At 22.8% G+C, this 25,706-nt stretch carries 38 protein-coding genes; 36 read left to right on the forward strand and 2 right to left on the reverse strand.

The genetic code is table 4. The features are described 5' to 3' along the window. Window positions 1-5 precede the first annotated feature (5 nt). From SKUN_RS03410 to SKUN_RS03430, 7 genes are all read left to right on the forward strand, one after another. Window positions 6-326 carry a rolling circle replication-associated protein gene (locus SKUN_RS03410; RefSeq protein ID WP_053390855.1) on the forward strand — a complete coding sequence of 107 codons (321 nt, stop codon included), beginning with the start codon at window positions 6-8 and terminating at the stop codon, window positions 324-326. A 99-nt stretch (window positions 327-425) separates the two neighbouring features. After that, window positions 426-551, forward strand: a complete 126-nt coding sequence (locus SKUN_RS11280) for a hypothetical protein (protein WP_268794871.1) — start codon at window positions 426-428, stop codon at window positions 549-551. A 542-nt stretch (window positions 552-1,093) separates the two neighbouring features. Further along, window positions 1,094-1,216 (forward strand): hypothetical protein, encoded by a 123-nt coding sequence (locus tag SKUN_RS11285; RefSeq protein ID WP_268794872.1) that lies wholly within the window; start codon window positions 1,094-1,096, stop codon window positions 1,214-1,216. Then, complete coding sequence (locus SKUN_RS03420) at window positions 1,191-1,409, forward strand: hypothetical protein (RefSeq protein WP_053390857.1); 219 nt, start codon at window positions 1,191-1,193, stop codon at window positions 1,407-1,409. The genes SKUN_RS11285 and SKUN_RS03420 overlap by 26 nt, the downstream gene beginning before the upstream one ends. Before the next feature lie 451 nt (window positions 1,410-1,860). After that, window positions 1,861-2,007 carry a hypothetical protein gene (locus SKUN_RS09185; RefSeq protein WP_158500755.1) on the forward strand — a complete coding sequence of 49 codons (147 nt, stop codon included), beginning with the start codon at window positions 1,861-1,863 and terminating at the stop codon, window positions 2,005-2,007. A 526-nt stretch (window positions 2,008-2,533) separates the two neighbouring features. Then, the gene (locus tag SKUN_RS08355; protein WP_083436094.1) at window positions 2,534-2,683 is read left to right on the forward strand and encodes a hypothetical protein; all 150 of its coding nucleotides are present in this window, start codon (window positions 2,534-2,536) and stop codon (window positions 2,681-2,683) included. Then, window positions 2,683-2,979, forward strand: coding sequence for a hypothetical protein (locus tag SKUN_RS03430; protein WP_235511343.1), 297 nt, complete (start codon window positions 2,683-2,685; stop codon window positions 2,977-2,979). Before SKUN_RS08355 ends, SKUN_RS03430 begins: the two co-directional genes overlap by 1 nt. Window positions 2,980-3,063: 84 nt before the next feature. Here the strand turns inward: SKUN_RS03430 and SKUN_RS03435 are convergent, their stop codons facing one another. Then, window positions 3,064-4,047, reverse strand: a complete 984-nt coding sequence (locus SKUN_RS03435; RefSeq protein ID WP_053390859.1) for an IS30 family transposase — start codon at window positions 4,045-4,047, stop codon at window positions 3,064-3,066. A gap of 314 nt (window positions 4,048-4,361) precedes the next feature. Between SKUN_RS03435 and SKUN_RS03440 the strand changes: the two genes are divergently transcribed. The 7 genes from SKUN_RS03440 (at window position 4,362) to SKUN_RS03470 (ending at window position 11,525) form a co-directional block, all read left to right on the forward strand. Beyond that, on the forward strand, window positions 4,362-4,625 hold the full coding sequence (locus SKUN_RS03440; RefSeq protein WP_053390860.1) for a hypothetical protein: 264 nt from the start codon (window positions 4,362-4,364) through the stop codon (window positions 4,623-4,625). A 66-nt stretch (window positions 4,626-4,691) separates the two neighbouring features. Then, a complete protein-coding gene (locus SKUN_RS03445) occupies window positions 4,692-6,152 on the forward strand; it encodes a PBSX family phage terminase large subunit (protein WP_053390861.1) in 1,461 nt (486 codons plus the stop codon). A 1-nt stretch (window position 6,153) separates the two neighbouring features. Then, complete coding sequence (locus SKUN_RS03450) at window positions 6,154-6,339, forward strand: hypothetical protein (RefSeq protein WP_053390862.1); 186 nt, start codon at window positions 6,154-6,156, stop codon at window positions 6,337-6,339. Beyond that, entirely contained in the window at window positions 6,332-7,693 is a 1,362-nt protein-coding gene (locus SKUN_RS03455; protein ID WP_053390863.1) for a hypothetical protein, read from the forward strand. The genes SKUN_RS03450 and SKUN_RS03455 overlap by 8 nt, the downstream gene beginning before the upstream one ends. Beyond that, complete coding sequence (locus SKUN_RS03460; protein WP_053390864.1) at window positions 7,674-10,703, forward strand: hypothetical protein; 3,030 nt, start codon at window positions 7,674-7,676, stop codon at window positions 10,701-10,703. Before SKUN_RS03455 ends, SKUN_RS03460 begins: the two co-directional genes overlap by 20 nt. A 50-nt stretch (window positions 10,704-10,753) precedes the next feature. Further along, the gene (locus tag SKUN_RS03465) at window positions 10,754-11,278 is read left to right on the forward strand and encodes a lipoprotein (RefSeq protein WP_053390865.1); all 525 of its coding nucleotides are present in this window, start codon (window positions 10,754-10,756) and stop codon (window positions 11,276-11,278) included. 1 nt (window position 11,279) lies between these two features. Next, window positions 11,280-11,525 (forward strand): hypothetical protein, encoded by a 246-nt coding sequence (locus SKUN_RS03470; protein WP_053390866.1) that lies wholly within the window; start codon window positions 11,280-11,282, stop codon window positions 11,523-11,525. Between the two features lie 241 nt (window positions 11,526-11,766). On the opposite strand, the gene SKUN_RS03475 is transcribed toward SKUN_RS03470, so the two are convergent. Further along, the gene (locus SKUN_RS03475; RefSeq protein ID WP_158500756.1) at window positions 11,767-11,958 is read right to left on the reverse strand and encodes a hypothetical protein; all 192 of its coding nucleotides are present in this window, start codon (window positions 11,956-11,958) and stop codon (window positions 11,767-11,769) included. Between the two features lie 242 nt (window positions 11,959-12,200). Here SKUN_RS03475 and SKUN_RS03480 point away from each other — a divergent pair, with 242 nt between their 5' ends. The 22 genes from SKUN_RS03480 to SKUN_RS03580 all read left to right on the forward strand — a co-directional run bounded on the left by SKUN_RS03480 (window position 12,201) and on the right by SKUN_RS03580 (window position 25,642). Further along, window positions 12,201-12,686 (forward strand): hypothetical protein, encoded by a 486-nt coding sequence (locus SKUN_RS03480; RefSeq protein ID WP_053390868.1) that lies wholly within the window; start codon window positions 12,201-12,203, stop codon window positions 12,684-12,686. Between the two features lie 13 nt (window positions 12,687-12,699). Continuing rightward, on the forward strand, window positions 12,700-13,182 hold the full coding sequence (locus SKUN_RS03485) for a hypothetical protein (protein WP_053390869.1): 483 nt from the start codon (window positions 12,700-12,702) through the stop codon (window positions 13,180-13,182). Between the two features lie 498 nt (window positions 13,183-13,680). Beyond that, window positions 13,681-13,995 carry a hypothetical protein gene (locus tag SKUN_RS03490; protein ID WP_053390480.1) on the forward strand — a complete coding sequence of 105 codons (315 nt, stop codon included), beginning with the start codon at window positions 13,681-13,683 and terminating at the stop codon, window positions 13,993-13,995. A 359-nt stretch (window positions 13,996-14,354) separates the two neighbouring features. Further along, a complete protein-coding gene (locus SKUN_RS03495; protein ID WP_053390479.1) occupies window positions 14,355-14,582 on the forward strand; it encodes a hypothetical protein in 228 nt (75 codons plus the stop codon). Continuing rightward, window positions 14,582-14,773 carry a hypothetical protein gene (locus tag SKUN_RS03500; protein ID WP_053390478.1) on the forward strand — a complete coding sequence of 64 codons (192 nt, stop codon included), beginning with the start codon at window positions 14,582-14,584 and terminating at the stop codon, window positions 14,771-14,773. Before SKUN_RS03495 ends, SKUN_RS03500 begins: the two co-directional genes overlap by 1 nt. 132 nt (window positions 14,774-14,905) lie before the next feature. After that, complete coding sequence (locus tag SKUN_RS03505; RefSeq protein WP_053390477.1) at window positions 14,906-15,109, forward strand: hypothetical protein; 204 nt, start codon at window positions 14,906-14,908, stop codon at window positions 15,107-15,109. Window positions 15,110-15,329: 220 nt separating this feature from the next. Beyond that, window positions 15,330-15,539 carry a DUF2649 family protein gene (locus SKUN_RS03510; RefSeq protein WP_053390476.1) on the forward strand — a complete coding sequence of 70 codons (210 nt, stop codon included), beginning with the start codon at window positions 15,330-15,332 and terminating at the stop codon, window positions 15,537-15,539. A gap of 4 nt (window positions 15,540-15,543) precedes the next feature. Further along, window positions 15,544-16,545 (forward strand): hypothetical protein, encoded by a 1,002-nt coding sequence (locus SKUN_RS03515; protein WP_053390870.1) that lies wholly within the window; start codon window positions 15,544-15,546, stop codon window positions 16,543-16,545. Window positions 16,546-16,548: 3 nt separating this feature from the next. Continuing rightward, a complete protein-coding gene (locus SKUN_RS08360) occupies window positions 16,549-16,968 on the forward strand; it encodes a hypothetical protein (RefSeq protein WP_083436082.1) in 420 nt (139 codons plus the stop codon). Window positions 16,969-16,983: 15 nt separating this feature from the next. Further along, complete coding sequence (locus tag SKUN_RS03525; RefSeq protein WP_053390474.1) at window positions 16,984-17,220, forward strand: hypothetical protein; 237 nt, start codon at window positions 16,984-16,986, stop codon at window positions 17,218-17,220. A 12-nt stretch (window positions 17,221-17,232) separates the two neighbouring features. Beyond that, on the forward strand, window positions 17,233-18,636 hold the full coding sequence (locus SKUN_RS08800; RefSeq protein ID WP_053390871.1) for a spiroplasma phage ORF1-like family protein: 1,404 nt from the start codon (window positions 17,233-17,235) through the stop codon (window positions 18,634-18,636). A 269-nt stretch (window positions 18,637-18,905) separates the two neighbouring features. Then, window positions 18,906-19,307: a hypothetical protein gene (locus SKUN_RS03535; RefSeq protein ID WP_053390872.1), complete on the forward strand. Its 402-nt coding sequence runs from the start codon at window positions 18,906-18,908 to the stop codon at window positions 19,305-19,307. Window positions 19,308-19,513: 206 nt separating this feature from the next. Next, entirely contained in the window at window positions 19,514-20,521 is a 1,008-nt protein-coding gene (locus tag SKUN_RS03540) for a rolling circle replication-associated protein (protein WP_053390873.1), read from the forward strand. A 965-nt stretch (window positions 20,522-21,486) separates the two neighbouring features. Continuing rightward, window positions 21,487-21,735: a pentapeptide repeat-containing protein gene (locus SKUN_RS09790; RefSeq protein ID WP_053390874.1), complete on the forward strand. Its 249-nt coding sequence runs from the start codon at window positions 21,487-21,489 to the stop codon at window positions 21,733-21,735. Further along, complete coding sequence (locus tag SKUN_RS03550) at window positions 21,735-21,956, forward strand: hypothetical protein (RefSeq protein ID WP_053390875.1); 222 nt, start codon at window positions 21,735-21,737, stop codon at window positions 21,954-21,956. The genes SKUN_RS09790 and SKUN_RS03550 overlap by 1 nt, the downstream gene beginning before the upstream one ends. Then, window positions 21,940-22,062 (forward strand): hypothetical protein, encoded by a 123-nt coding sequence (locus tag SKUN_RS11290; RefSeq protein WP_268794797.1) that lies wholly within the window; start codon window positions 21,940-21,942, stop codon window positions 22,060-22,062. The genes SKUN_RS03550 and SKUN_RS11290 overlap by 17 nt, the downstream gene beginning before the upstream one ends. 14 nt (window positions 22,063-22,076) lie before the next feature. Next, entirely contained in the window at window positions 22,077-22,361 is a 285-nt protein-coding gene (locus tag SKUN_RS03555; protein WP_053390876.1) for a hypothetical protein, read from the forward strand. Then, window positions 22,316-22,552, forward strand: a complete 237-nt coding sequence (locus SKUN_RS03560) for a hypothetical protein (RefSeq protein ID WP_053390877.1) — start codon at window positions 22,316-22,318, stop codon at window positions 22,550-22,552. The genes SKUN_RS03555 and SKUN_RS03560 overlap by 46 nt, the downstream gene beginning before the upstream one ends. A gap of 124 nt (window positions 22,553-22,676) precedes the next feature. Then, a complete protein-coding gene (locus tag SKUN_RS03565; RefSeq protein ID WP_053390878.1) occupies window positions 22,677-23,276 on the forward strand; it encodes a hypothetical protein in 600 nt (199 codons plus the stop codon). Between the two features lie 164 nt (window positions 23,277-23,440). Beyond that, window positions 23,441-24,427, forward strand: coding sequence for a hypothetical protein (locus SKUN_RS10550; RefSeq protein ID WP_053390879.1), 987 nt, complete (start codon window positions 23,441-23,443; stop codon window positions 24,425-24,427). Between the two features lie 381 nt (window positions 24,428-24,808). Then, on the forward strand, window positions 24,809-25,147 hold the full coding sequence (locus SKUN_RS10555) for a helitron helicase-like domain-containing protein (RefSeq protein ID WP_235511344.1): 339 nt from the start codon (window positions 24,809-24,811) through the stop codon (window positions 25,145-25,147). 246 nt (window positions 25,148-25,393) lie between these two features. Further along, window positions 25,394-25,642, forward strand: a complete 249-nt coding sequence (locus tag SKUN_RS03580; RefSeq protein ID WP_053390880.1) for a hypothetical protein — start codon at window positions 25,394-25,396, stop codon at window positions 25,640-25,642. Window positions 25,643-25,706 lie beyond the last annotated feature (64 nt).

The raw sequence follows: 25,706 nt of genomic DNA on the forward strand, positions 1-25,706 counted from the left end.
AAAATATGGGTTTTTTAACTTTAACTTATGCTGAAAATGTCCAAGATATTAAAAAAGCGAATCATCATTTTAGATTATTTATTCGAAGGTTAAATTATTATTTTTCTAAATATAAGAAAAATAAATATAAAGATTTAAAATATCTTGTTGCTTATGAATATCAAAATCGCGGAGCAGTTCACTTTCATATAATATTTAGTGAATATATTCCTAATAAAGTAGTTAGTAAATGTTGACCGTATGGATATAATAAAAATTTACCGGTTGAAACTGGTACAAATAAATTTATTAGTAAATATGTTGCTAAATATATTATCAAAGTCTAAAGTAATGAAAAAAGCAAAAATATTTATGACTTAAATACCAAAGCATATCGTTTTAGTGCTAATTGTATTGACCCAATTATTAAAGTTGGTGTTATTGAAATGTGCGAAATGGAATTAATAGCTTCATTAAAAGAGACAAAACATAATTTTATGTTTAATAATAAAGATGGTTATTTAATGGGTGTTAGCATTGATAGTGATTGAAATAAAGACTATTTTTGATAAATGGAAGAATATGTTCCATATGATAAAAAAATATTTCGGTTTTTTCATAAAATATCTGATTTAGATAGATACCTAATACGGAAAAAATATGATAAATACCTTAATTTAGGTAAACAAAGGTACATAAAAAAAGTACCTTCCAAATGGAAAATACTAGTGTGTAGCATAGTTCTGGACGAACCTATACCACATAATTAATTAAAACAAAAAAAAAAAAAAAAGCAAGTTGAGGATTTAAATTTATAAATAAATTTATTTTTTGCTTTGAAATATGTAGTTGACATATTTATTTTGTTATGTAAAATTAAATTAGAATATTACATATAATATTTAGTTATATTTAAGTATTCAAACCAATAAAGGTTTTCTGGACGGAAACTTTAAATATAAGTAAATTTTTTTATTTTGCATTTATATTTACATTCATTTTGTATTAATTTTTTATTAAATTAGTTTTATTTTTTAACATTTATTTTATTTAAAGTTTTAAACTTTGTTAAACCTTTATTTACATATATGTAAATGAAAGGAATTTTTTAGTTATGTTTAAAGTTTATTTAAGTGATATTAAGTTTAATCAAGTTATTAAAGATAAGTCAAATAAAGAAAATTATTATGATGTATATACATTTTTACGAGTTGAAGGTAAAAAAAATAATTGGTAAAGAATACCAAGATAAATGGGTTGGTAAAGATAGTGAATTTCAAAATAGTTTGCCCGAAATGATTGAAGGTAGTTTTTATAATGTAGAAATTGGTTTTAACGGTAAAATATCAAAAATATTACCTTATGAAACCGAACAAGATTTTATTAATAAATATTCTAGTAGTTCAGCAATAACAGAAAGCAATAATTAATATGCAACAACAGTTATGTATAGTTTGTGTTAGTGATACTATTTGAGAAAATGGGTCTCATTATTGTTGAAATTGTGTTAATGAAAATGTTGCTTTAATTAATAATTATTATTCTATGTTAGATTATGAAAACAGTTAATTTTAAGAAACAAAAACATAATCAAAAAAAGAAACGTATTTTAAAATTAGGTTTTAGAAAGAGTTCTTATTTTTAAAATTGAATTTATGGCAAAGAATAAAAATAAATTAAATATTAATTGAGACTGAATTATTTTTATAATTTCTTGTTTGTTATTAGTTGTTTGGTTTATATTGTTTTTTGTTTATTTATGATGTTGTTTTTGTGGTTGTGTATTTGGTTATAATATTTGAGCATTTAAACATGGTATTGTTAATGAAAAAATAAAAAAGATATTGATAATTTTAATAAAAATTAGAAAGGAAAAACAAAATGAAGGTAAATATGAATCCTTATAATCGTTTAACTGGCGATGTTTATATAGACCATATATTGATAATAGTAATTTTATTAATCAAAAATACTATGTTAAAAAAGTATATTATGGTCCTTATATTAAAACGATTGTATTACCGTTAGAATGTATTAATAAATTTGGTAAAGGTAATTTAACTGGTATTAAAAATACTGGTGAAAATGAAACAAAATTATTTAATAGTCGTATTCGCTCGCAAGCAAATTGTATTCGTAAAGCAATTAACAATTTTAGTGGTTGTAAAAATATGGGTTTTTTAACTTTAACTTATGCTGAAAATGTCCAAGATATTAAAAAAGTGTAGAAACCACACACATTTTGTATTTTTGGTTTTTACAGTTTTGGAAAGTAAATTTTTTTAATATTTTTAATTAAGGAGTTGAAATTATGCAAACAAAGCAATATTTTATTTTGCGGTCGCTAGTGAAAAAGTATGGTAAAGATAATGTTATTAATACTGTTAATAAGATTGCAAAAGATATTGAAATTAAAAAGTAAAAGAATAAATTATTCCGCGTAATTTATTAGCGGAATAATTTATTCAATAATGTTTTTTAATGGAGCGAAGCGACAACGAGCGGAGCGAGTTTGCAAATTTCAATTTTTTAATTTTTAGAGAGGAGATGTAATATGCCAACTTGATTAACGACAATATTTAGTATTCTTATTGTATTGGGGATTTTTCTTTATATTGGTTTAGGAATTTATCAAAAAATTCGTCAAATTGAACGAAATAAAAAAGATAAAAAAGAAATTGAAAGAAAGGAGGATAAAAAATAATGTTAGGTATGTATTTAACAACAGCAGTTAATTTTTTAGCAAATACACCTAAAACTATGACTGAGGGTATGACTGGTATTTGAACTGGATTAACTAGTGCATTATGAAAAGTTAAAGAAGGTATAACAAATATTTTACCTGAGATAATGGTTTTCTTAGGTGAAGCGTGAATTATTTTAATTCCGTTTGCTATATTTTGTATTATAAAAATGCATCGTGTATATTCAAGTTCCAAATTTATATCTCTTGTTAATTTGATGATAACATCATTTAAAATAAATGCAACTATTTTTTAAAAAATTAAAATATTTTATAAATATAACTTAATTTAATCATATTTAAGCACACTAAAAAGGATTTATTAAGTAATTTTAATAAATTTATTTAATATTCTGTAAAAATATTTCTTTTGCACTTATTCAATTTAAACAGGGCCGTATTTTTTCATTAATTACATTATTAACTACTCAATTTAATCGTTTCTGACTAACTTTATTAAAATCAGTTTTCTTATGAAATCAATGTCTTAATTCACTATTCATATATTCAATTAAAGGTTTTTGTTGTGGTTTACCAGCATCACAAAAATACACTTGTGTTTCAGCAAATATCTCCATTTCTCTTCATTTATAAAATTCTCTTCCTCTATCAGTTATTATTCCTTTTATTTTACCCATTAAATTATTATTTATAACCATCTCTTTAAATTTTGATAGAACTTCCATAGCAGTATGATTTTCTAATTTTATTGCAAAGTATTTTCTACTTGACTGTTCTACTAAAACTAAACAACTAGATTGATGGTTTTTTCCAACAACAGTATCCATTTCAAATCATCCAACATTAGAAAGTTTATTTTCAATGTTTCAAATTGATTTAAAATTAGTTAATTGACCACGATTATCTTTTTTTCCTTTTGTTTTATATTTTTTACCCCTATATCGTAAATTTTCTTTTTTTAATCCAAATTCACCTAAACGAACTCATTTATAAAAAGTTTTAACACAGGCAGGAAATTTAACACCAAATTTTAAAAAATAACGATAAATTAATTCTCTTGGAGAATCATGATATTTATTAAATCTAATTTGAATAAAATTTAATTGTTCTTCTGTAAATTCAGGTAGTTTTTTAATACATTTTTTTCGCTTTTTATGATAATCTTTATGTGCTTCAACTGCTGTATAATCTTCTATTTTTTTAAATCTCTTAATTTCTCTTTTAACAGTATTAATATCTCTTCCCGTTTGCCTTGATATTTCAGATAAATTAATTGTTCCATTTTTCTTTTTACAACTATCAGATAAAAATAAATCCTTAAAAAATCTTCGTTCATCATATTTTACATGTGTATAATCTTTCATATATTGTATCTCCAATCTTTTAAAGTTATTTATACACTATTTTTTAAAAAACTATTGACAATTATTTTTAAAGTTATAAAATTAAGATGTAACAAGTTTCAAATTTGTATCTCTAAAAACTTGTTTTACAAAACAAAAGACTTGAAAAAGTCTTTTTTTAATTGTAAAATAAACATAATAAAAATAATATTAAGTTCTTTAATACATTTGCTACGTTTTAAGTTCTTGATAAGTTTGCTAAGTTTTTTGTTACTCTTTTATTTAACCATATTGTTTAAATAATAGCAATTTTAATATGCAAAAAGGAGTAAAAAATGGTAACTTTTAAGACTATTTCAGGGAAAACTAAGGACTTTTTGAGGAAAAAAGGAGACAAATTAAGTAATAAAAGAGCATATTTATACTATTTAAAACTACCATTTAATAATTGAAAAGATGAAATTGATACAAAAACTGCTGATTTTATTGAAGATATGATAAATAAATTAGAAATAGAGCAAGAATTATCATTATTAAATGACTCCTATGGGGGGGTAAGAAAATTTATTTTGATAAATATGTTAAAGACACAAATATAAATAATGCTAATATTGTTATTCAATTTGATAAAGAAGAATTACCTAAAATAAATGAGGTAATAAAAGATGCTTAAACACTTTTTACATTTAGATGAAATACCAAGATGGTTTTATCAACAAAATATTCCTAATGCACCTTGAAAAGAAATATATAATCCTGCTGATGAATATAATGAAATAGGAAGTCGTTATAGTGCTAAAACATTTGCAATTAAAGATAATCCTATTGGTAAGTCTTGTGCAATATCATTATTAGTTAATAAACCAATATTTATTATTGCTGTTATGAAAATGAATAAAGATATTAGAAATGGAGTATTTAAAAATATTCAAAATACTCTTAATGATATGAATATTAATTATAAAGTTAATTTATCAGAGAATTCTTTTACATTAGATAATGGTACTTATATTTTTTGTAAAGGTTTACATTCACAAACTAAAAGAGAAAAATTAAAAGCATTTGCTGACTTAAATAATTATGAATTTGCGATTGAATGAAGAGAAGAAGCAGATCAATTAACACAAGAAGATATTAGTGAATTATCATTTGCTGTTCGTGGTGCTAAAAGAAAATTTATTATTAATTCATCTAATCCTGAATCATTAGGAAGATATATTATTAAATATTGTAATGAAATAATGCCATTTAATGAACAATTAATGCGATTAAAATATGATCAAATAGGTAAATTTAAAATTAATTATTATGAAAAAGATAAAAAGTTTACTAAAACTATAATTATTCATTATTCTAGTTGAAGACTTAATACTTATTTAAGTAATGATATTGTAAGAGATCAATTAGAAATGGAAAGAGGATGACCATCAAGAGCAAGAGTATGAAGTTGAGGATTACCTGGACAAGTACAAGGTGCTGTATTTGCTGAATATCTTAAATTTACTAAATTAACTTGAACTTTTGATAAAATCCTTGCTGGTGTTGATTATGCTCAAGCAGATATTCCAAATGCACATAAAACAAGTGCTAGTTTATGAGTATATAATTCAACTTTAAAAAAAGTACATAAAATAGGTAAATATACTCACTCTAATGCAACTATGGAACATAGAAATGTATTTGAACAAGCACATGATATAATTCAATTTTATTTATCTAGTTTAAAAAATAGTACTATTTTTATTGAAAATGGTTTAACTATTAATGTTGATTATGGTGGTGGTGGAAAAGCATTTATTGATGTTCTTAATAAGGAAAAAAGAAAATATAAATATGGCACATTATTAAGATTTGAAGAAGTTGATAAAAGTATATGAAATGTTACTAATAGAGTTAATTCATTTCTTGCATTAATGATTACTGATAAAATGACCCATGATTTAATATTGGAAGAAAGTAATAAAGAATATCCAATGATTCAATGAAAAGAAAAACCAAATGGTGGAAAAGAAGAAATAGTAGATTTATATGATGATGAATTTGATGCTGATTATTATGCATTAAGTGAATATATTAGAGATATTGTTCAATCATCAACTAATAGATTAATAAGGGAGTATGTTTAATATGTATATATATTTAATTGATATGGATAAAATTATTGGGAAGTATAAAAAGAATGTTCCTAAAAATAATATTTTTGTTTATAAATATAAAAATGATTATAAAGTTTTAAAAGTAGATAAAGTAGAAAAAGACAGTAAGATATTAATTTGTCATCTTGCTAGATTAGGAGTAAATAAAAATGAATAATAATATAAATAATTGATTATCATTTAATAATCGTGATTGAAAAATAAATGTTCCTTTAATTGTTGCACAAAGAAAAGTAAGAATGGAAATAGGAAGGGGATTACTTTGTGATAGTGAAGATGAAAAAGCATTAATACATTGACAAAATTGATATCATAAAAGAAAAATATATGAAAAATTAATTAAAATGTCATGAACTAAATCATTATTAGGTGTTGCTGTTATGTTTATATATGAAACTCGTGATGGTGATTTAGATGTTATGTTAGGAACAGCATTATTTACTAATTTTGTATCTAAAATTAACGAAGAAGAACAATCAGCAGATATTTGAATATTACCAAATCAAGATGATACTGGTTATATCTTTCATGTTATTATTAATGATAAATATATTCAAATTGATTCATATCCTAATGATGAAAATACTCAATCAGGAGTAGTTAGTGGAAAAATAGATAAAAGTTTAAGAATTGAAAAAAGAACATATATTAATAAATTAGGTCGTTTTCCATTAATTCAAGTTCCTAATTTTATTAAAGCTAATTTACAAGGTCAAGCATCAAGCACAATGTTAAGTGCTTATCCTGATATTTTTCCTACTATGTGATTAATTGAAGATTTACAAGATAATTTATTTATTAAAAAGAAAACAAGAAGATTTAGTCGTGCCAGAGGTTTTATTCAAGCAAATAGTGAAGAAATTAATGCTATAAAAAATAATAAAAAATCTTGAAATGATTATGAAAGTGATTTTGTTATTCAAAATGTAAATGCTAATTATGATGAAAAAAGTGGTAATTCAACTGTTAATTATACTCAAGGACAATATAATTCAAATGATTATAATTTAGATACTGATCATATTTTAAAAATTGTATTTCGTGGAATTGGTTTAAGTTGACAAGCAGATGAACAAGGAACTTATACTAATCAAAATCAAACATTAATTATGCAAGCAGAAGATATTGAATCACAAGCAGTATGACAAGATTTTTTATTAGATTATTTATATCGTTTATTTGATTGTTGATGAATATTTCATAAATATTGAATTAATGAAAATAATAATTGAGATAGAATTGAACGCCCTTACTCATTAAAATTTAAACCAGCAGGAATTATTGATCAAATGCGTTTAGTTGATACAAATAATACAAGATTAGAAAATGGTACAATGTCTCGAGCAAAGTATATTCATATTGTTGATAGTATTCCAATGACTTTTGCTAAAAAAGAAGTTGAAAAAATTGATAAAGAAGAAATGGAATATAATGATAATTTTGGGTTAGAAAATGATAATGAAGAAAATAAAAATACAGGTGGTATAAAAGATGAATTTAAACAAAAATAATAATAAAGAGTTAATACAAATTAATAATCAAGTATTATATACTGCAATGCGAATGGCATCTACTGATAGTAAAGTTATTAAGCGTAAAATCCAAGAATTAGATAAATGATTTATTTTCCCTTTTGTTATTACAAATGGAGTTATTCCATTAACTACAAGTGGATATAAACCAATTAATAGTATTCCCCAAGATTATTCAGATTTTACACTTGCTATTACTGGTAATGCTACAATTATTGCTCAATGAAAAAATGCTTTTAAATTAAAACAAGTTAATAAAGGGACTGAACAAAAAGATTTTAAAGATGCTGATAATTTTTATACTAAAATTATTAATCCAATGCATTACCCTACTAATCGCGGTGATGTGTATGAAGCATATTTACAAAATAGTACTAGTGGTGCATATTTTTCTTCACAAGGAACTCCTGATCCTATTTTTCAAGGTATTTCAACTCAACGCCAATATACTTTATTATCAACAGATAAACAATTTGGTCAAAATGATGAATTAAACCTTTATGTTGTTTTAAATAAAAATAATGAAAATATTGGTGGAGAAACTATTAATACTTATGAATATAATCAATCTATTCAATGATTATATATTTCTAACATTACAGATTATTATGATCCTTTTGATAATAAAAAGTTTTTATTTCAAGAAATTACATTTAGTAGTGTTAATGATCATTTATCTAAATCAGGTATGGCAATATGACAAAAAATTCAACATGGTGCAATCGGTGAAGGTTATTTTTTCCCAAGAATTATTGATGGAGTTGTTGATTATGACCCAACATTAGCAAAAGATATAGGTGTTAAATGAATTGATTTAAAAGTACTAGGTTTAACTGCTTTTACTTCTTTAACTGTTATTGGTCGCCCTATTAAAACAGGTCAAATTAATAAAAGAGTATATCAACCACGAGATTTATTATTTTCAGATGAATTAAGTGGAATGCCTGATACTTTATTAACTAATTCTAATCCTGCAAATATATTATATAATTTACAAGGATTAAAACCAGTTAATCAAACTACTTATGGTGAATGAACTAATATTTTTAATGCATTAGCAGATCCATTAGCAAAGAAAAATGCTGAAGGTGTATTAGGTAGTGATTTAGAAGCTACTAGAAAAACAAATTCTAATAAAGTTCCTTTTTGAGATAGTGGATTACAATTTAAACCATCTGGAAGTTATGATACTAAACAAATTCGTAAATTTATTTATCAAGATCCTGAATATAAAAAAGAACCTTTTGGTGTTGCTTCATTTGATTATTCAAAATTAAAATCTTCATCATTTCATGATGTATTAAATGCCAATCGTTATACTCATTCATCAGTTTCATTATTACCTTGAGATGTTAATGAATTTACTAAATTTAGTCTTAATAATTTACCTATTGTTGGTAAAATAATATCATTTTTTGATTTAGGTTTACCAGTTAAATTAATGCGACAAAAAAATACTAAATTAATACCAAAAATAGCACAATTAAATGCTTTTATTGATTATTTAAGTTATGAAATTATTCAAAATAGTTTATGAAAAGATAAAAGTGCTGGAAAAGGTAATATTCCTTATGATATGTTTCGTAATGAAACAGAAGATCAAGTTGGTGGTTTAATTGGAAGTAATTCATTAACATTTGGTTGTATGCTTAAATTAACAGATAAAATTAGAACACATTATTATTCATCAACTGGAACAGATTTAGGAAGTAAAGTTTATTCAACTATTGATTTAGGACAAAATAGAATTAATGTTAATAATGGTACTGATGAAATTGTAATATTATCGCAAGATTTTCAAGCATTAGATAAAGATACTAAATTAACTGATTTAGATACAAAATTAGAATTTAATCCAACTACTGATGGAACATTAGAAAGTTATGTTATTGATTTAATTAATTTACAAACTATTGGTAAAACTAATTTTAAAATTACAACATATTCAGAAAATCCATTTACTTTAAATGATAATATTACTGCATTTCAAAATTTTCAAGGTGAATGACAAACAATGGCTAAATTTATTAAACCAAATGGCAATGTTCAAGCATGAAATAGTGTTATTAAAACAAGTGCTTTAGATTATGATTTACTTGAAGAAACAACATTCTTTTACCCTCAAGCAGTATTACCACCTGATCCATTTACATATAAACCTTATACTGTTGATATTATTAAAGAATTTTTAACTATGTCATTTAATGCGATTGAAAAAGGACAATGTAAAAAAATTACACCACCCTATAATACTGCTCATAATAATTTTTTTGATGAAAATAATAAATATTTTGGATATAGTGAAATTGAAATTGATTTAAAAAAAATTAGTCCAACAATTACTACTTTAGAACAATTTTTACATGCTTATTCATCAATTCAATTTAATAATCTTAATAATATACAAATTATTTGTGAAGAAGCAAAAAAAGATTATTTTAAAAATAAAGATGTTGAAATTTTAGTTGGTCGTTCTGGTTGTTCAGACCAATTAGGTACTTTGGGAAGTTTGGGTTTTGTAAAACAAGGACTTAAACAAATAGATAATGTTAATTTTAATGGTAGTTTAATTTATGATCTTGCTAATATAGAAAAAAATAAAATAAAAACATTATTTACTGGTGAAACTAATGGATTACCAGAAAAAGAATATAGAACTAAATATAAAACTTCTTTGGGAAACGCATTTTTTTATTTATTATTACAAATAACTAAATTATCTAATAATGATGACAATAAAATTAAAGAATTATATATACAAGCATGATATACTTCTGATTTTAAATTAAAAATAAGAATATCAAAAACTATGATTCCTAAATTTATGGGAGTTGAAGGGTACGGAGATGTTTGATATTGAGGTACAAATGAACACCCAACACCTACTGAATATGATAGTATAGAATTTAATATAAATAATAAAAAACTTTTATGTCTTAAAAATAATAATATTAATCCTATTAGTATTACATTTATTCCATCTAGTTAATTCATTGTGCTATAATAATTATGTAATTAAAATAATAAAGAGGTATAAAAATGAAAAGATTATTGAGTATAATAGGTGCAATTAGTTTAGTGGTAGTAAGTGCAACAAATTTAGTTGCTTGTGATAAAAATAAAACACATAAATATACACCTGAAGAATTAACAAAACTTAAAGCAGAAAATAAAATAGATACAACAGATGAAAATATTAAAGATAATTTAGAATGAATAGCACCACAAGAAAAACCATTTAATACAGTTGATAATAAATGATATTATGTAATTTGAAAAGCAAAAAATAATTTTTTATTAAGTAAGTTTAATAATAGTAGAGAAGAAAGAAAAGAAGAAATAATTTTCTATGATAAAAATGATAAACCAAATTTTTTATTAAGATTAGATAATGATATTAATTTACTATATGTATATGAAACTTATCAAGGAAAAGAGACTAAATTTCATAATTGAAATAATTTAAATGATTATTTTAAATCAGTTTACCGTTGAAATTTAGATACACAAGAACCTGATTTAGTTCTTGATAATGATGGTAATATAAAAGTTAAGGATGAATAAAATGGCAGTTATTAAGAAATCATTAAATTGTGAAATGCCTGATTGTAAAAATAAAGTATTAGGAAAATTTAAAAAAGATAAAAATGGTAATTTAGTAAGACAAATGCAAGGTGATTGACCTGTTCAGTTGTGTTCTGTTCACTTTAAAGAATTTCAAATAAAACTTAAAGAAACAATGGTATATATGGCAAATCAAGATAAAGAATATAAAAATATGCTTGATACTATGATTGTTAAAAAGAATTAAAAAAAGAAATAATTAAATCTCTTTTTATTAATGCTATTAAGCATTTTAAGGCCTAAATTAGCAATGAAATATATTAAGTTTAGTATTTTTTATATACAAAATATATTTTATTAGTAAATAATATGATATTATTAACAATAGTTATGATAGTTAATAAAATTATTTCAAAAGAAGAATGTATAAAAATTTATGAGAATTATGAAATTAAATAAAAAAGTCTAGCAAAAATGCTAGACTTTTTTTATACTAATGTAATTTTTAAATTGTCATTGTATTTTTTGGTTATAAATTCAATATCAACAATTTTACATTTATCTAAATCTGGTATATATACTAAATAATTAAGATTATTAAATTTATCTCTTTTAAAATATTCTTTTTTACTAAATTTATACTGTTTATTATTAAAACAAATAACTAAATTACTTTTCATATTAATTTCCTTTAAAAAATCTAAAAATATCATTTATTTTACCTCATTTCATTTATATTATAACATTTTTATCTTATTTGTTTAGTAATTATATATAAAAAGTATTGTATTGGTAAAATAATAGTATATAATAAAGGTAATGGTTTAATCTTTTTCCCAAAAAGAGTCTTAACTATAATTTGTTAAAAGTGTTAATCCAACACTTAAAGTTAATCCAACACTTAAATAAGGAGCGCAAAATAATGGCAAATGTAGAAAAAATTAAAGAGATTTTAAATATTGATGATGAAAAAGCACAAGCAGTTAATGAATTATTAGATGCTCAAGCAAAACAAATTCGTGAATCAATTAAAAATCGTGAAGATGTAGTTGAAAAAACAGATTGAGAAACTGTTAATTCTCAACTACAAGAATTAAAAAATAAAAGTAATTTATTAGAAAATGAATTATATTTACAAAATTTTACAGATAAAGATAAAAAAATTATTAGTTCATTAATTGATAATGAAAAATATAATGACTTATCTAAACAAGAAAGAATAAATAAAATAGCAGAAGAATATAATATAAATCAAGTTGATGGTACTGTTGATGGTGGATCAGTTATTGATCAAATGTTAAAAAGACAAGAAGAAATTAAATCTAATCGTTTAGAAGAAATTAAGAAAAATGGTGCTAAAACTGATGAAGATATTATTGAAATTGCTAAAAATTTACAATGAAAATAAGGAGGATTAACCTATGGCAAAAATAGGTGGAAAATCAAGTGTTGCATTACCTACTCTTTTTCAAATTGGTGGAAATAGTCCAACAGAAAAAGCAATCGGTGATGTTGCAGTTTTACAAATTAAAAAAATTTTAGAAGCAGATAGTCAATATATTGATGCAACTGAAATGATGATGATGTCTGCTGAACAAATTTCAATGGCGGGTCCTTTTGAACAAGGACAATATGTTTTTCCTGAAAGAATGGTTTGAGGAAATGATTATGATACATCTGCGGGTGCTGAACAACAATCCGTAGGAGTAAGAAGAGCAATGGTTTTGATGGATCAAATGTTAACTTTTAAATATGATGTTCCTTCATTTGATACTGTTCGTTTTATGGAATCACCTGTGTTAGTATTGATAGTGATTGAAATAAAGATTATTTTTGGCAAATGGAAGAATATGTTCCATATGATAAAAAAATATTTCGGTTTTTTCATAAAATATCTGATTTAGAAAGATACCGAATACGGAAAAAATATAATAAATACCTTTATTTAGGTAAACAAAGGTACATAAAAAAAAGTACCTTCCAAATGGAAAGCACTATTGTGTAGCATAGTTCTAGCAGGACCTATACCACAGTTTCCATTATATATATATATATATATATATTCAAGGGATTAAGTTTAATAATTTAATAAATTTAAAAAATTATGGAATTAATATTTTTTATTTTAGTTATATTAATTGACATATTTATTTTGTTATGTAAAATTAAATTAGAATATTACATATAACATTTAGTTATATTTAAGTATTCAAACCAATAAAGGTTTTCTAGCAGGGAACTTTAAATATAAGTAAATGTTTTTATTTTGTATTTATATTTACATTCATTTTGTATTAATTTTTTATTAAATTAGTTTTATTTTTAACATTTATTTTATTTAAAGTTTTAAACCTTGTGAAACCTTTATTTACATATATGTAAATGAAAGGAATTTTTTAGTTATGTTTAAAGTTTATTTAAGTGATATTAAGTTTAATCAAGTTATTAAAGATAAGTCAAATAAAGAAAATTATTATGATGTATATACATTTTTACGAGTTGAAGGTAAAAAAATAATTGGTAAAGAATACCAAGATAAATGGGTTCGTAAAGATAGTGAATTTCAAAATAGTTTGCCCGAAATGATTGAAGGTAGTTTCTATAATGTAGAAATTGGTTTTAACGGTAAAATATCAAAAATATTGCCTTATGAAACCGAACAAGATTTTATTAACAAATATTCTAGTAATTCATCAATAACAGAAAGCAATACTTAATATGCAACAACAGTTATGTATAGTTTGTGTTAGTGATACTATTTGAGAAAATGGGTCTCATTATTGTTGGAATTGTGTTAATGAAAATGTTGCTTTAATTAATAATTATTATTCTAGGTTAGATTATGACAAAAAATAAAAATAAATTAATTGCTAAATTAGAGGAATTAATGTTAAGGTCATATCCAGTTTCATCAAATGAAATTAATAATGAACATTGAGCAATAGTAAAGAAAAATTAATATGAAAAAGAATAAAAATAAATTAAATATTAATTGAGATTGAATTATTTTTATAGTTTTTTGTTTGTTATTAGTTGTTTGGTTTATATTGTTTTTTGTTTATGTTGGAGTTTTTTAATGAAAAAACAAACTAAATTATATAAACAGCGATTAGAATATTTAGTTAATGTTATACATCAATGTTTATCTATTAAAATACCATTATTTATGTTAAGAAAAGCAATTAAATTGTATCTTAATCATAATGTTATTGATATTGGTGTTATGGAAGAACAACATTTTAAATTATTAGTGGAGCAAGTCAAAAATTATATGTTAAATATAGAAAGTAAAGGTGATAATTAATGACCGTAACGACTGTTTTTGCAACAATTATTTTAGTAATTGCAATGTTAATGTTATTAGTTTTTTTAACAGTTAATACAATATTTAGATTTAAAAATAAATATTTAATTTGCCCGCATTGTTCTAAAAAAGTAGAATTTAAAGAATGGGGAAAACGAAAAATTAAAAAAGCAGATAAGTCTGTTGAATAAGTTAATATCAATCAAATACCTTCGCAAGTATAAAAATTGATTTTAGTTTTTAATGTTAATTACTAAAATCAAGGTTAGAGTATGCGAAGGTTTTATTATTAAATAGAAAGTGTTTTAAGTGAGGTGTTATTGATGAATGTAAATTTTTTAGCGGGTGACGCTGATGTTATTAAGCAAATAGGCGATTTTGCTGCTATTCTTGCTGATTGAGCGATTACATTTACTAACTGATTTATTACTTTTTTAGGGTCACATATGTTATTAATTATTCCGTTAGTTTTAATGTTTGTGGTTTTAGGAATTGAAACAATCAGAAAGTTAATCCACGGTTATTAATATTTAATAATAAACTCTAATCTTGATTTTAGTAATTAACATTTAGGAAAGGAATAAGAAAAATGCGAAGTGTGTGAGATTTATATTATGAATTTATGACAATTATTTTTGGAGTTAATCATCCTCCTATTTTAGATATTGTTATATTTGTTGTATTTTTAATACTTGTTTTTGGAATGTTATTTTTAATTTTGAGTTGTATTTTTAGGTGAATAAAATAATGGACTGAAATACTTTTTTGCAACGAATATATCAAGGACTTTTGCAGATTTTTTATTTTATTCCAAAAACTAAAATTGATAACTTTGTTGGTGGTTCTATTGATAATACTACTTATGCAGTGATTATGATAGGTGTTTGATTAGTAGTATTTTTCTTAATTTGATTATCAATATTTATTTTATATAAAACAATTAGATTGGTGGTGTAGATATATGTTTAAAAATTATTTTAATTTATTTAGAAGACAAAAAAATATTAAAGTTTCTTATTGATATGTAAATTGATTTATGGCAAATATTTTGTTCTATTTTTTTATTGTTTGTTTTAATTTACAGTTTATATATTTTAGTTCTACATCAGTTATAGATATTATTCTTTTTATTTTTTTAGTAATTTTTAATATTATTTTCTTTTGGTCTTTTTTTAGTAATCTTTTCCAAACACGGAAATTAATTAAAATTGTTAAAAGTAGTCCAATATCAATTATTAATGGTGCTTTGGGTACTGGTAAAACTTTATTGATGACTTATTTATCGCAAATTGCTAAGTTTGATAATGTTTATTCTAATTATTTTATTAATGATGAAAAAATTGGAGTTTTAGGTTTAAACCATTTGGATTTTAAAAATAAAAATTATAAGATACCACCAAACGATAGTTTAATTTTATTTGATGAAATATTTTTATATATGAATGGTGCTAAACCAGAAGAAAATAATAAAAAGTTTAATGGTTTAATTCCATATTTTTTATTATGTCGTCAATTTGATAATAATATTATTTTTGCTGGACAACGAATTAATCAAAATTGAGTTGAATATAGAGAAATTACTAATATGATTATTGTTCCTATGCAATGTATTAAACCAAGTATATTTTTTCCTTATTTTAAAATGAAAATAGGTTTTTTTGATGATTTAGATGATTATTTAGTATGAAAAACAGAAACAGTTAAACGAACAGCAAACGGTAAAAGAGTTCGCAAAAAATCTAATAAAGATATTGGTATTAATTTTGTTAAGATAACAATCCCTTTATCTATTGCAATGCAATATGATAGTAAATATTTAAAATTTGTACGTGATTTAAAAAATGATAAAGTACCAAGTTATATTAAACAAAATTGACCTAGTATTGTTAAAAAAGATATTACGCTTAATGAATTAAGAGAGATGGGTATGGAACATTTATTAAAAAATTTGGGGGAGTTATAAATAATGATTAATTTATTTGCTAATGATGTATGAAATGGTGCTATTAATACCATAGTTGATATTTTTATGAAAATAATGGACTGAATGTGAACATTAAAATTGCCGGGTACAAATATTCCTTTATTTGTAATTTGAGTAATTGGTGGTGTTATAAATGTTGTTTTATTATTAGTTAATAGTTCTCGTGGTTTAAGTTCAGTTTCTCGTGCAAGTTTAGAAGCAAGTTCTAGTGTAGCAAGAGGCGTTAAGGGCAGTGTGTCGTTTGTTTTTCAAACTGGTCGTGGTATGCAAAAACATTTTAAAGACCGTAAACAATTTAAAAATAATCGTAATAAACAACAGTTATCAAGTCTAGCAAAACAAGCAAAAACAAGAGAACAAGGTTTTAAAAGAGTACATACAACTCAAAGAATAAAAAAATAAGTTGGGGGTCTATATATGATTAAGTTAATATTTTTCTTTGTTATTGGTTTAACTGTTGGGTTTGGTTTTATTGCTAATATTATTGTTGCAACAGATTTAGGTTTTTCAACTGTTAAACATTATTTGCAGTCTACTAATGATTTTTATAAATTAGTGGCACAGTTATTTATTATTGCGACACATCCTATTTTCCAGTTATATATCGCGTTTGGAATTATTATTATGGGTATTAGAATTATTTTTATTGTTTAGGGGGTTAAAACAATGCGAAAACGATTATTAGATATATTTATTATTTTTTATTTAATATTTGGCTGAATATTTCTTTTTTGTAGTGTTACAACTATAAATTATATTAGTTATGTTTGTAAAGTAGAAACAAGAAATAATGATAGTTTTAGTGATTTAACTTATGCAAAAGCAAATGAATATGATTTTCAGTCTACTTTAATGCTACGACAAGATTATTTTATGCAAGGTTTAGACCCTAGTAATTATGCATTTAGTTTTGGTGTTGAAACTCCTTTTATTCCAAATGTAAGTGCTGATAAAAATGATAGTAATTATTGATTTAATAAAATTAAAAATACTGCATGAGATTATTTATTAAGTTGAAATTCAGCCGGTATTTTTAATGGTGCTATGGGTAGATTAATAATAGATTATAAAACGCCAAATAAATTGTTAGATATTTTTATTTATAAAAACAATATAAAATATGAATTTACTTTTAATTGAGAAATTATAGAATATTTATTTATGCCGATTATTGCCAATCAAAGTTATAAACATTTTGATATGAATTATTTAGTTTTAAATTTTAATTATAAAGAATTGATTAATATGGATATTCTTAAAAAATCTAACAGTAATTATTTTGTTAATGATGTTAAACAAAATTTTTATTCGTTGGATAATTTATTTCAAATTTTAGATTATTTTTATTCTAATGTTTTAAGAGTTATATTTGATATTTCTAATTTTAGAGAATTTATTTATTTTACATCTCATAATGGTAATTTAGGTTTTGTATTTTTTGTAAAAAATGGTTTTTTATTATATCCAAAATCAATGGTTTTTAATATTTTAAGATTTCCTGATACAAATATTTATTATTTAAAACCACAAGTAGAGTTGTATAATGCTTATACGATAAATAGTACTAATGATTATTTTTCTTATTATTCAAATTGAAATTATAAGACTGATATTTTACCTTCTAATAATGATAAATGAACTCAATCAATAAAATTATTAGATATGACAGATAGAACAAAATATCAAGGTTTTAATGTAATTAGATTTAATACAACTAGATTAACAGAGGATAGGTCTATTTCAATTAATGGTTTTAATTTTAGTCTTTATAATGCCACTGATTGAAATAATGAAATTAATAGTGGTGATATTTGAAAAATACCTTATAAAAGTTGTAGTTGATATAATATTGCTTGTCATATTCAAAATGCAGCAATTTGGATTGTAAATAATTTGCCTGGTATGAAAGAAATTTATAAATTTGTTAATGGGATAGTACATGTGTTTAGTAATGTTTCTGAATTGTTTAATAATATTGGTAATTTGTTTGCTTTTGATATTACATTTAAGATTATGTTAAGTTCTATTTTAGTTTTAGCAATGGTTAATGGACTTTTACGCTATTTTTAGTAGTAGTAAAAATAATGTTGTTGGTAAAAAAGTAAGGTGGTGTGGTGGTTTATCCACGCACCACCTTACTTAAATAGGGGTAAAAGTCGCGGAGCGACTTAGGGGCGAAGCCCCTTTACTTGATTAAGTAACACAACAGTCCCAAAGTAAAAATAAGTAAATTTGACAAAATAAAAATAATTAAATATAGTTAAATTATGTATATCAAATACATATATATATATATATATATATATATATATATATATAAAAGAAAGGAATAATATATTATGAATATAAAAAAAATATTAAGTTTAATCGGAGCAACAGCGATAACAACAAGCGGAGTAGCACCTTTAATGGCAATGAGTCAAAATAATTCTAAATATGAAATAGAAAAATTTAAAAAAGATTATTGTCAATTTTGTGATAGTTTTAATTGTAAAAATAAAATAAAAGAATTAGAAGTTAAATTAGAAAATAAAAGTAAAGAAGAAGATTACGACACTGAATTAAAAGAATATTATACTTATATTAATAGTTCAAATATTATGATAAGTCCATTAGAAAATTTTTGTAGTTTAAATGGTTCTTTGGATAAAAATAAATATAGTAGAATGAAAGAAAAAATAGCAAAATCTCAAATATTCATAGATTTAGTAAATAAATATTCATCTAGAAAATGTTGATAATTATTATAAATAATAATTAATTATTTTAAATATAAATAAACCAAGTGAAATATTATAAGAAATTAAATTATAATAAAAAATAAATTAGAATAAAAAAACATTTATGAAAATGTTTAATGTATTCAAACCAATAAAGGTTTTCAGGCAGGGAACTTTAAATATAAGTAAATGTTTTTTTATTTTTGTTTTAGAAAGGAAAATAAAAAATGAATGTAAATATAAATCCTTATAATCGTTTAACTGGCGAGGTTTTATATAGACCTTATATTGATAGTAGTAATTTTGTTAATCAAAAATATTATGTTAAAAAAATATACTATGGTCCTTATATTAAAACGATTGTATTACCGTTAGAATGTATTAATAAATTTGGTAAAGGTAATTTAACTGGTATTAAAAATACTGGTGAAAATGAAACAAAATTATTTAATAGTCGTATTCGCTCGCAAGCAAATTGTATTCGTAAAGCAATTAACAATTTTAGTGGTTGTAAAAATATGGGTTTTTTAACTTTAACTTATGCTGAAAATGTCCAAGATATTAAAAAAGCGAATCATCATTTTAGATTATTTATTAGGAGATTAAATTATTATTTTTCTAAATATAAGAAAAATAAATATAAAGATTTAAAATATCTTGTTGCTTATGAATATCAAAATCGCGGAGCAGTTCACTTTCATATTATATTTAGTGAATATATCCCTAATAAAGTAGTTAGAAAGTGTTGACCTTATGGATATAATAAAAATTTACCAGTTGAAACCGGTACAAATGAATTTATTAGTAAATATGTTGCTAAATATATTATCAAAACCCAAAGTGATAAAAAAATCAAAAATATTTATGACTTAAATATCAAGGCATATCGTTTTAGTGCTAATTGTACCGACCCTATTGTTAAAGTTGGTGTTATTGAAATGTGCGAAATGGAATTAATTGCTTCATTAAAAGGGACAAAACATAATTTTATGTTTAATAATAAAGATGGTTATTTAATGGGTGTTAGCATTGATAGTGATTGAAATAAAGACTATTTTTGACAAATGGAAGAATATGTTCCATATGATAAAAAAATATTTCGGTTTTTTCATAAAATATCTGATTTAGATAGATACCGAATACGGAAAAAATATGATAAATACATTAATTTAGGTAAACAAAGGTACATTAAAAAAAGTACCTTCCAAATGGAAAGTACTAGTTGTGCAGTATAGTTCAGGCAGAACCCATACCACATAATTAATTAAAACAAAAAAAACAAGTTGGGGATGTAAATTTATCAATAAATTTATTTTTTGTTATAAAAATATGTAATAGTTGACATATTTATTTTGTTATATAAAATTAAATTAGAATATTATTTATAACATTTAGTTATATTTAAGTATTCAAACCAATAAAGGTTTTCAGGCAGGAAACTTTAAATATAAATAAATGTTTTTATTTGATAGTCGGAAAAAAGCTTAGGTTTTATAAAAATTATAAATAAAGTAATTAAATACAAATTAAAGTAATCGCTTATTAGAGCGATTTTTTTTAATTGCATTATTCATCAGATAGTATCTTTAAAATTAAAAATTAACCTATTTTCTCCATCAATTAGTTAATTTTTATAATTTCCTTTCTGTGATTTATTATATTTTTTTGGTTTAACAACTAATAATATCATTTTTAATAAAGGTACTATCTGATGAATAATGCAATACTAAAACTTAATATTTTGAATGCTTAAAGATGAATAACTCATCTATGGCACGAAGCCTTAAAGAAAGTGTGAAAGCGATTGGATTTACCCATATTTATTTTTTTAATTCTCAGCGGGGTTAGTCGCCCGCGAAATGTCAGAGCGTGTGTTTTTGCTTGTTTCATAAAAAGAGTGCTGTTAAACCGAAAAAAACAATATCGGACACTAAAAAACAAGAGGGAGGAGCTCCAAAAGGTTATTTTCTTTATATAAAGTTGTGTAGGGATGGATGAAACGTAATTAATAACTGGGTAAATTGTTTGTTTATTTCCGTGGAGGGGTAAACTCTATAAAAATATTCTACCGCCCCCGCTCACCCACAAAGTGAAGCGGGCGGCGAAGTAAGTAAATAATAAAATAAATTATTTACTAAATATAAAAATATTAACTAATAAAGGAATATTATGTTTTTTTTACAGAAAGGAAAAAAATTAAATGAAAACATTAAAAGATATGATTAAAGATTTAACAGGAGTTACTGTTGAAAAAGAAAAATTAAATCAATATTTAGAAAGTGAAAGATTAGATTTAGAAGGTGCTAATTTAAGCGATGGTAATTTAGAGGGTGCTAATTTAGAAGATGCTAATTTACAAGGTGCTAATTTAAAAGGTGCTTATTTATGTGGTATTAAAATCACAAAAAAACAATTAGAACAATTAACTATTATTGAGGAGGATAAATAATGACTATAACAGAATCAATTAAATTTGATAAATTACAAGAAGAAAATGAAGCACTTAAAAAAGAACTTGCTGAATTAAAAGAACAACAATTATATAAAGAAGATTTTGATGAATATTGTCAATATGTAAATGGTCGAAGAGAAGATACTTTTATTATAAAAGATAAATCTTTATATAAAAAATTACCTAGTAAGGATGTGGAATATGAAAAAGTTAAATAAAAAAATTATTAATAAATTAAATGAATTGATGCTTAGAGGTTATCCAGTTTCACAAAATAAAATTACTGATGAACACTGAACATTAGGTTTACGCAAAAATAATTAAGGAGTATAGATAAAATGACAGAATATAAAAGTTTGTATATTAATAAAACTTGAGATGAAATAACAACATCGTTTGACTGAGTTAATTATAAACCCACTAATTTCCGTATTTCACATCATAAAAAACATTATGATTTGCAATGTTTAGAATGAGCCAAAATGTATTTAAATTTATTTAAAGATAAATGAAATTTAATTGTTTCTTATATGGAACATTACAAAATTAACGATATTTTAGATTTAGCTTCCGATGGGTGAAAAATATTACAATTTGAGAAAAAAATAAATCAAATAAATTAAAATATATTATTGCAATTGACCCCGCTGGAATTGGGCAAACTGGTATTATTATTTATAATGTTTTGAAAAAGAAAATAATTAATAATATTACTTTTAATTCTAATTCTGAAGAAGAAGCAATAAATAATATCTATTTAATATTAAATGAGTTTAAAAATAAAATTTCTAAAATTTTTAATTTTAGATGATAATTTACAATAAATATGATAATCTATAAAATGTATATGGTTTTAAAAATATTAACTATATTTTTAAATAAATGACTTTAATTAATTATTTTATTAGATTAATTAAACATAGAAAAAGAATAATAAGATGAAAATTACATCAAAAATTAAAGGAGCTTTAAAAGAATCTTATCGATCAATTAGAAAATCAATTAAAACAATGTTAACAAAACTTGGTCTTAATAAAAGTCAGGTTCAAGAAGCAACAACACGAACTTTGAATGCAGTAGAAGTTGAAATAAGTAAATTTTTAAATGAAGAAATGAAAAAAGTTGATTTGTTATCTACACCAAATCCAGAAATTAAAGGTTTAGTAGAACCATTAAAACCTGAACAATTAAAAACAAACATTGATTTGTTATCTACACCAAATCCAAAAATTAATGGTTTAGTAGAACCATTAAAACCGGAACAATTAAAAACAAAAATTGATTTGTTATCTACACCAAATCCAGAAATTAAAGGTTTAGTAGAACCATTAAAACCACAAGTAAAGAAAACATATGGTAATGATCAAACAGAATCTAATAAATATAAAGCTATGCTAACCGAATTAAATAGTTTTTTAGCAGAAGAAAAACAATCATCATTAAAAACAGTAGCAAAAGCACCAGTACCATTACCACGAACAAAATTTAATCAAAATTTAACAACAGAAACTGAAGAAGATGAATCATATGGTCGATAGTAAAAAACAAGATTTATTTTTTATTAAAAATCAATTAAAAAATTGATTTTTTTTCTTTTATAATAGTATTGCTAGAAATGATTAAATATTGTATTATTTATCTAGTATATGACTTTTATTATAAGTAAATAACTTAAAAAATTATAGAAAGTAATGGAATAAATATGGCAAATAAAGATGAGAAAAAATTTTACAAAACTTCTTTTTTTATTTGTTCTTCATTTATATTTGGTCCGTTAGGTGCTTTAATTTCATGATTAATTTTAAAATTTCAAAAAAATAAAAAACTTAAAAATAAACAAAATGAAGAGCAATTGTTAGAAAATTTAGCACTTTTAAAAAATAACAATCTTGAAAATGATGATAGTAAAGAAAAAATTAATAATCAAAAACTTGTAGAATTTTATAAAAATATTCTTGCTGAATTTGATACTTTATTTTCAAAGCAAAGTAAAGATATGCCAGACGTTAAAAATAAAAATACACAAACAACAGTTGTCTCAAATCAAATTTTAGAACAATCAAAAACTAATGATTTATTAGGAGAAAATATGAAAGTAAAAAATAATTTACGAAAAGTGGAACCAAGATCAGAAAGTGTTACTAAAACTAATGATTTATTAGGAGAAAATATGAAAGTAAAAAATAATTTACGAAAAGTGGAACCAAGATCAGAAAGTGTTATTAAAACTAATGATTTATTAGGAGAAAATATGAAAGTAAAAAATAATTTACGAAAAGTGGAACCAAGATCAGAAAGTGTTACTAAAACTAATGATTTATTAGGAGAAAATATGAAAGTAAAAAATAATTTACGAAAAGTGGAACCAAGATCAGAAAGTGTTATTAAAACTAATGATTTATTAGGAGAAATTATGAGAGTAAAAAATAATTTACGAAAAGTGGAACCAAGATCAGAAAGTGTTACTAAAACTAATGATTTATTAGGAGAAATTATGAAAGTAAAAAATAATTTACGAAAAGTGGAACCAAAACCAAGAAGTTTTACAAACAGAATAATTCCCAATCCTACCATTAAACCAAACTTATCAAATTGACAAAAAGAACAAATTAAATCAATTAATGAACAATTAAATTCAATAGAACATGAAAATGAAAATAATAAAAATATTGATGAGAATACAATATAAAATAGAAATTAGGTATTTTTTATATATAATTAATAAATTGCTGCCGCAAAAAACTAGTTTGTTTATCATTAAATATAAACTTTACAAAAAATATGGTATAATAAATTTATTGTATATGATTTTAAAATATTATTTATTAATTAAATTAATTAACTAACATAACTGCACATCATTAAAATAAATATTTCAAAATTAAAAATAATATATTAAAATAAAAGTAACTTTTAAATATAAACACTTAATCATATTGAAAGGTTCAAACTATTTATAGTTTCCTCGTATGAAACTTTTAAATGTAATTTAGTGTTTTTTTTATTTGGAAGGAGTTTATAAAATGAATAATGTTTTTATTCAAGATAATTTAACAAATAAAGGTATAAAATGGGAGTTAAAAATACTGAAAAAAATGATAAAAAACTATGAAATAATCTTATTCGCACCCAAGGAAATTGTATTCGTAAAGCATATCATAATTTTTCAAATTTAAAAAATTTAAGTTTTCTGACTTTAACTTATGCAAAAAATGAAACAGATATTAAAAAATGTAAAAATGATTTAAAGTTATTTTTTAATAATATTAATCGTTGATGAAACAATCCTATTTGTTCTAAAAATCATAAAGGAATTTTAAAATATATGTATACTTATGAGTATCAAAAACGCGGAACGGTTCATTTTCACAACATATTAAACCAAAAAATACCTAATAGTGTTGTATAACAATACTGAAAACATGGTATTAATAAAAATATTAAAATTCGTAGCGGTACAAATGAAGATGTTGTTAAATATCTTGCTAAATATATTATTAAAACTGCAAATGATAATAAAAGTCAAAATCACTATGATTTAAACATTAAAGCATATCAGTATAAAAAAATGAGTTAAAAACTCATTTAAAAATGTGGTAATCGCCTCGTACAACAATTACTACAAATTAATTAAAATAAAAAAAGGAGTTAAATAATGTTAAAATTAATATTTTTCTTTGTTATTGGTTTGACTTTTGGGTTTGGTTTTATTGCTAATATTGTTGTGGCAACAAATTTAGGTTTTTCTACTGTTAAACATTATTTGGAGTTTGCTAATGATTTTTATAAATTAGTAGCACAGTTATTTATTATTGCTACACATTCTATTTTTCAGTTATATATGACGTTTGGAATTAATATTATGGGTATTATTAAAGATTATTTTTATTGTTTAGGGTGTTAAAACAATGCGAAAACAATTATTAGAAATATTTATTATTTTATATTATTAGGGTTAAATGATTTAA

The sequence above is a fragment of the Spiroplasma kunkelii CR2-3x genome, from assembly GCF_001274875.1.
GTDB lineage: Bacteria > Bacillota_I > Bacilli_A > Mycoplasmatales > Mycoplasmataceae > Spiroplasma > Spiroplasma kunkelii.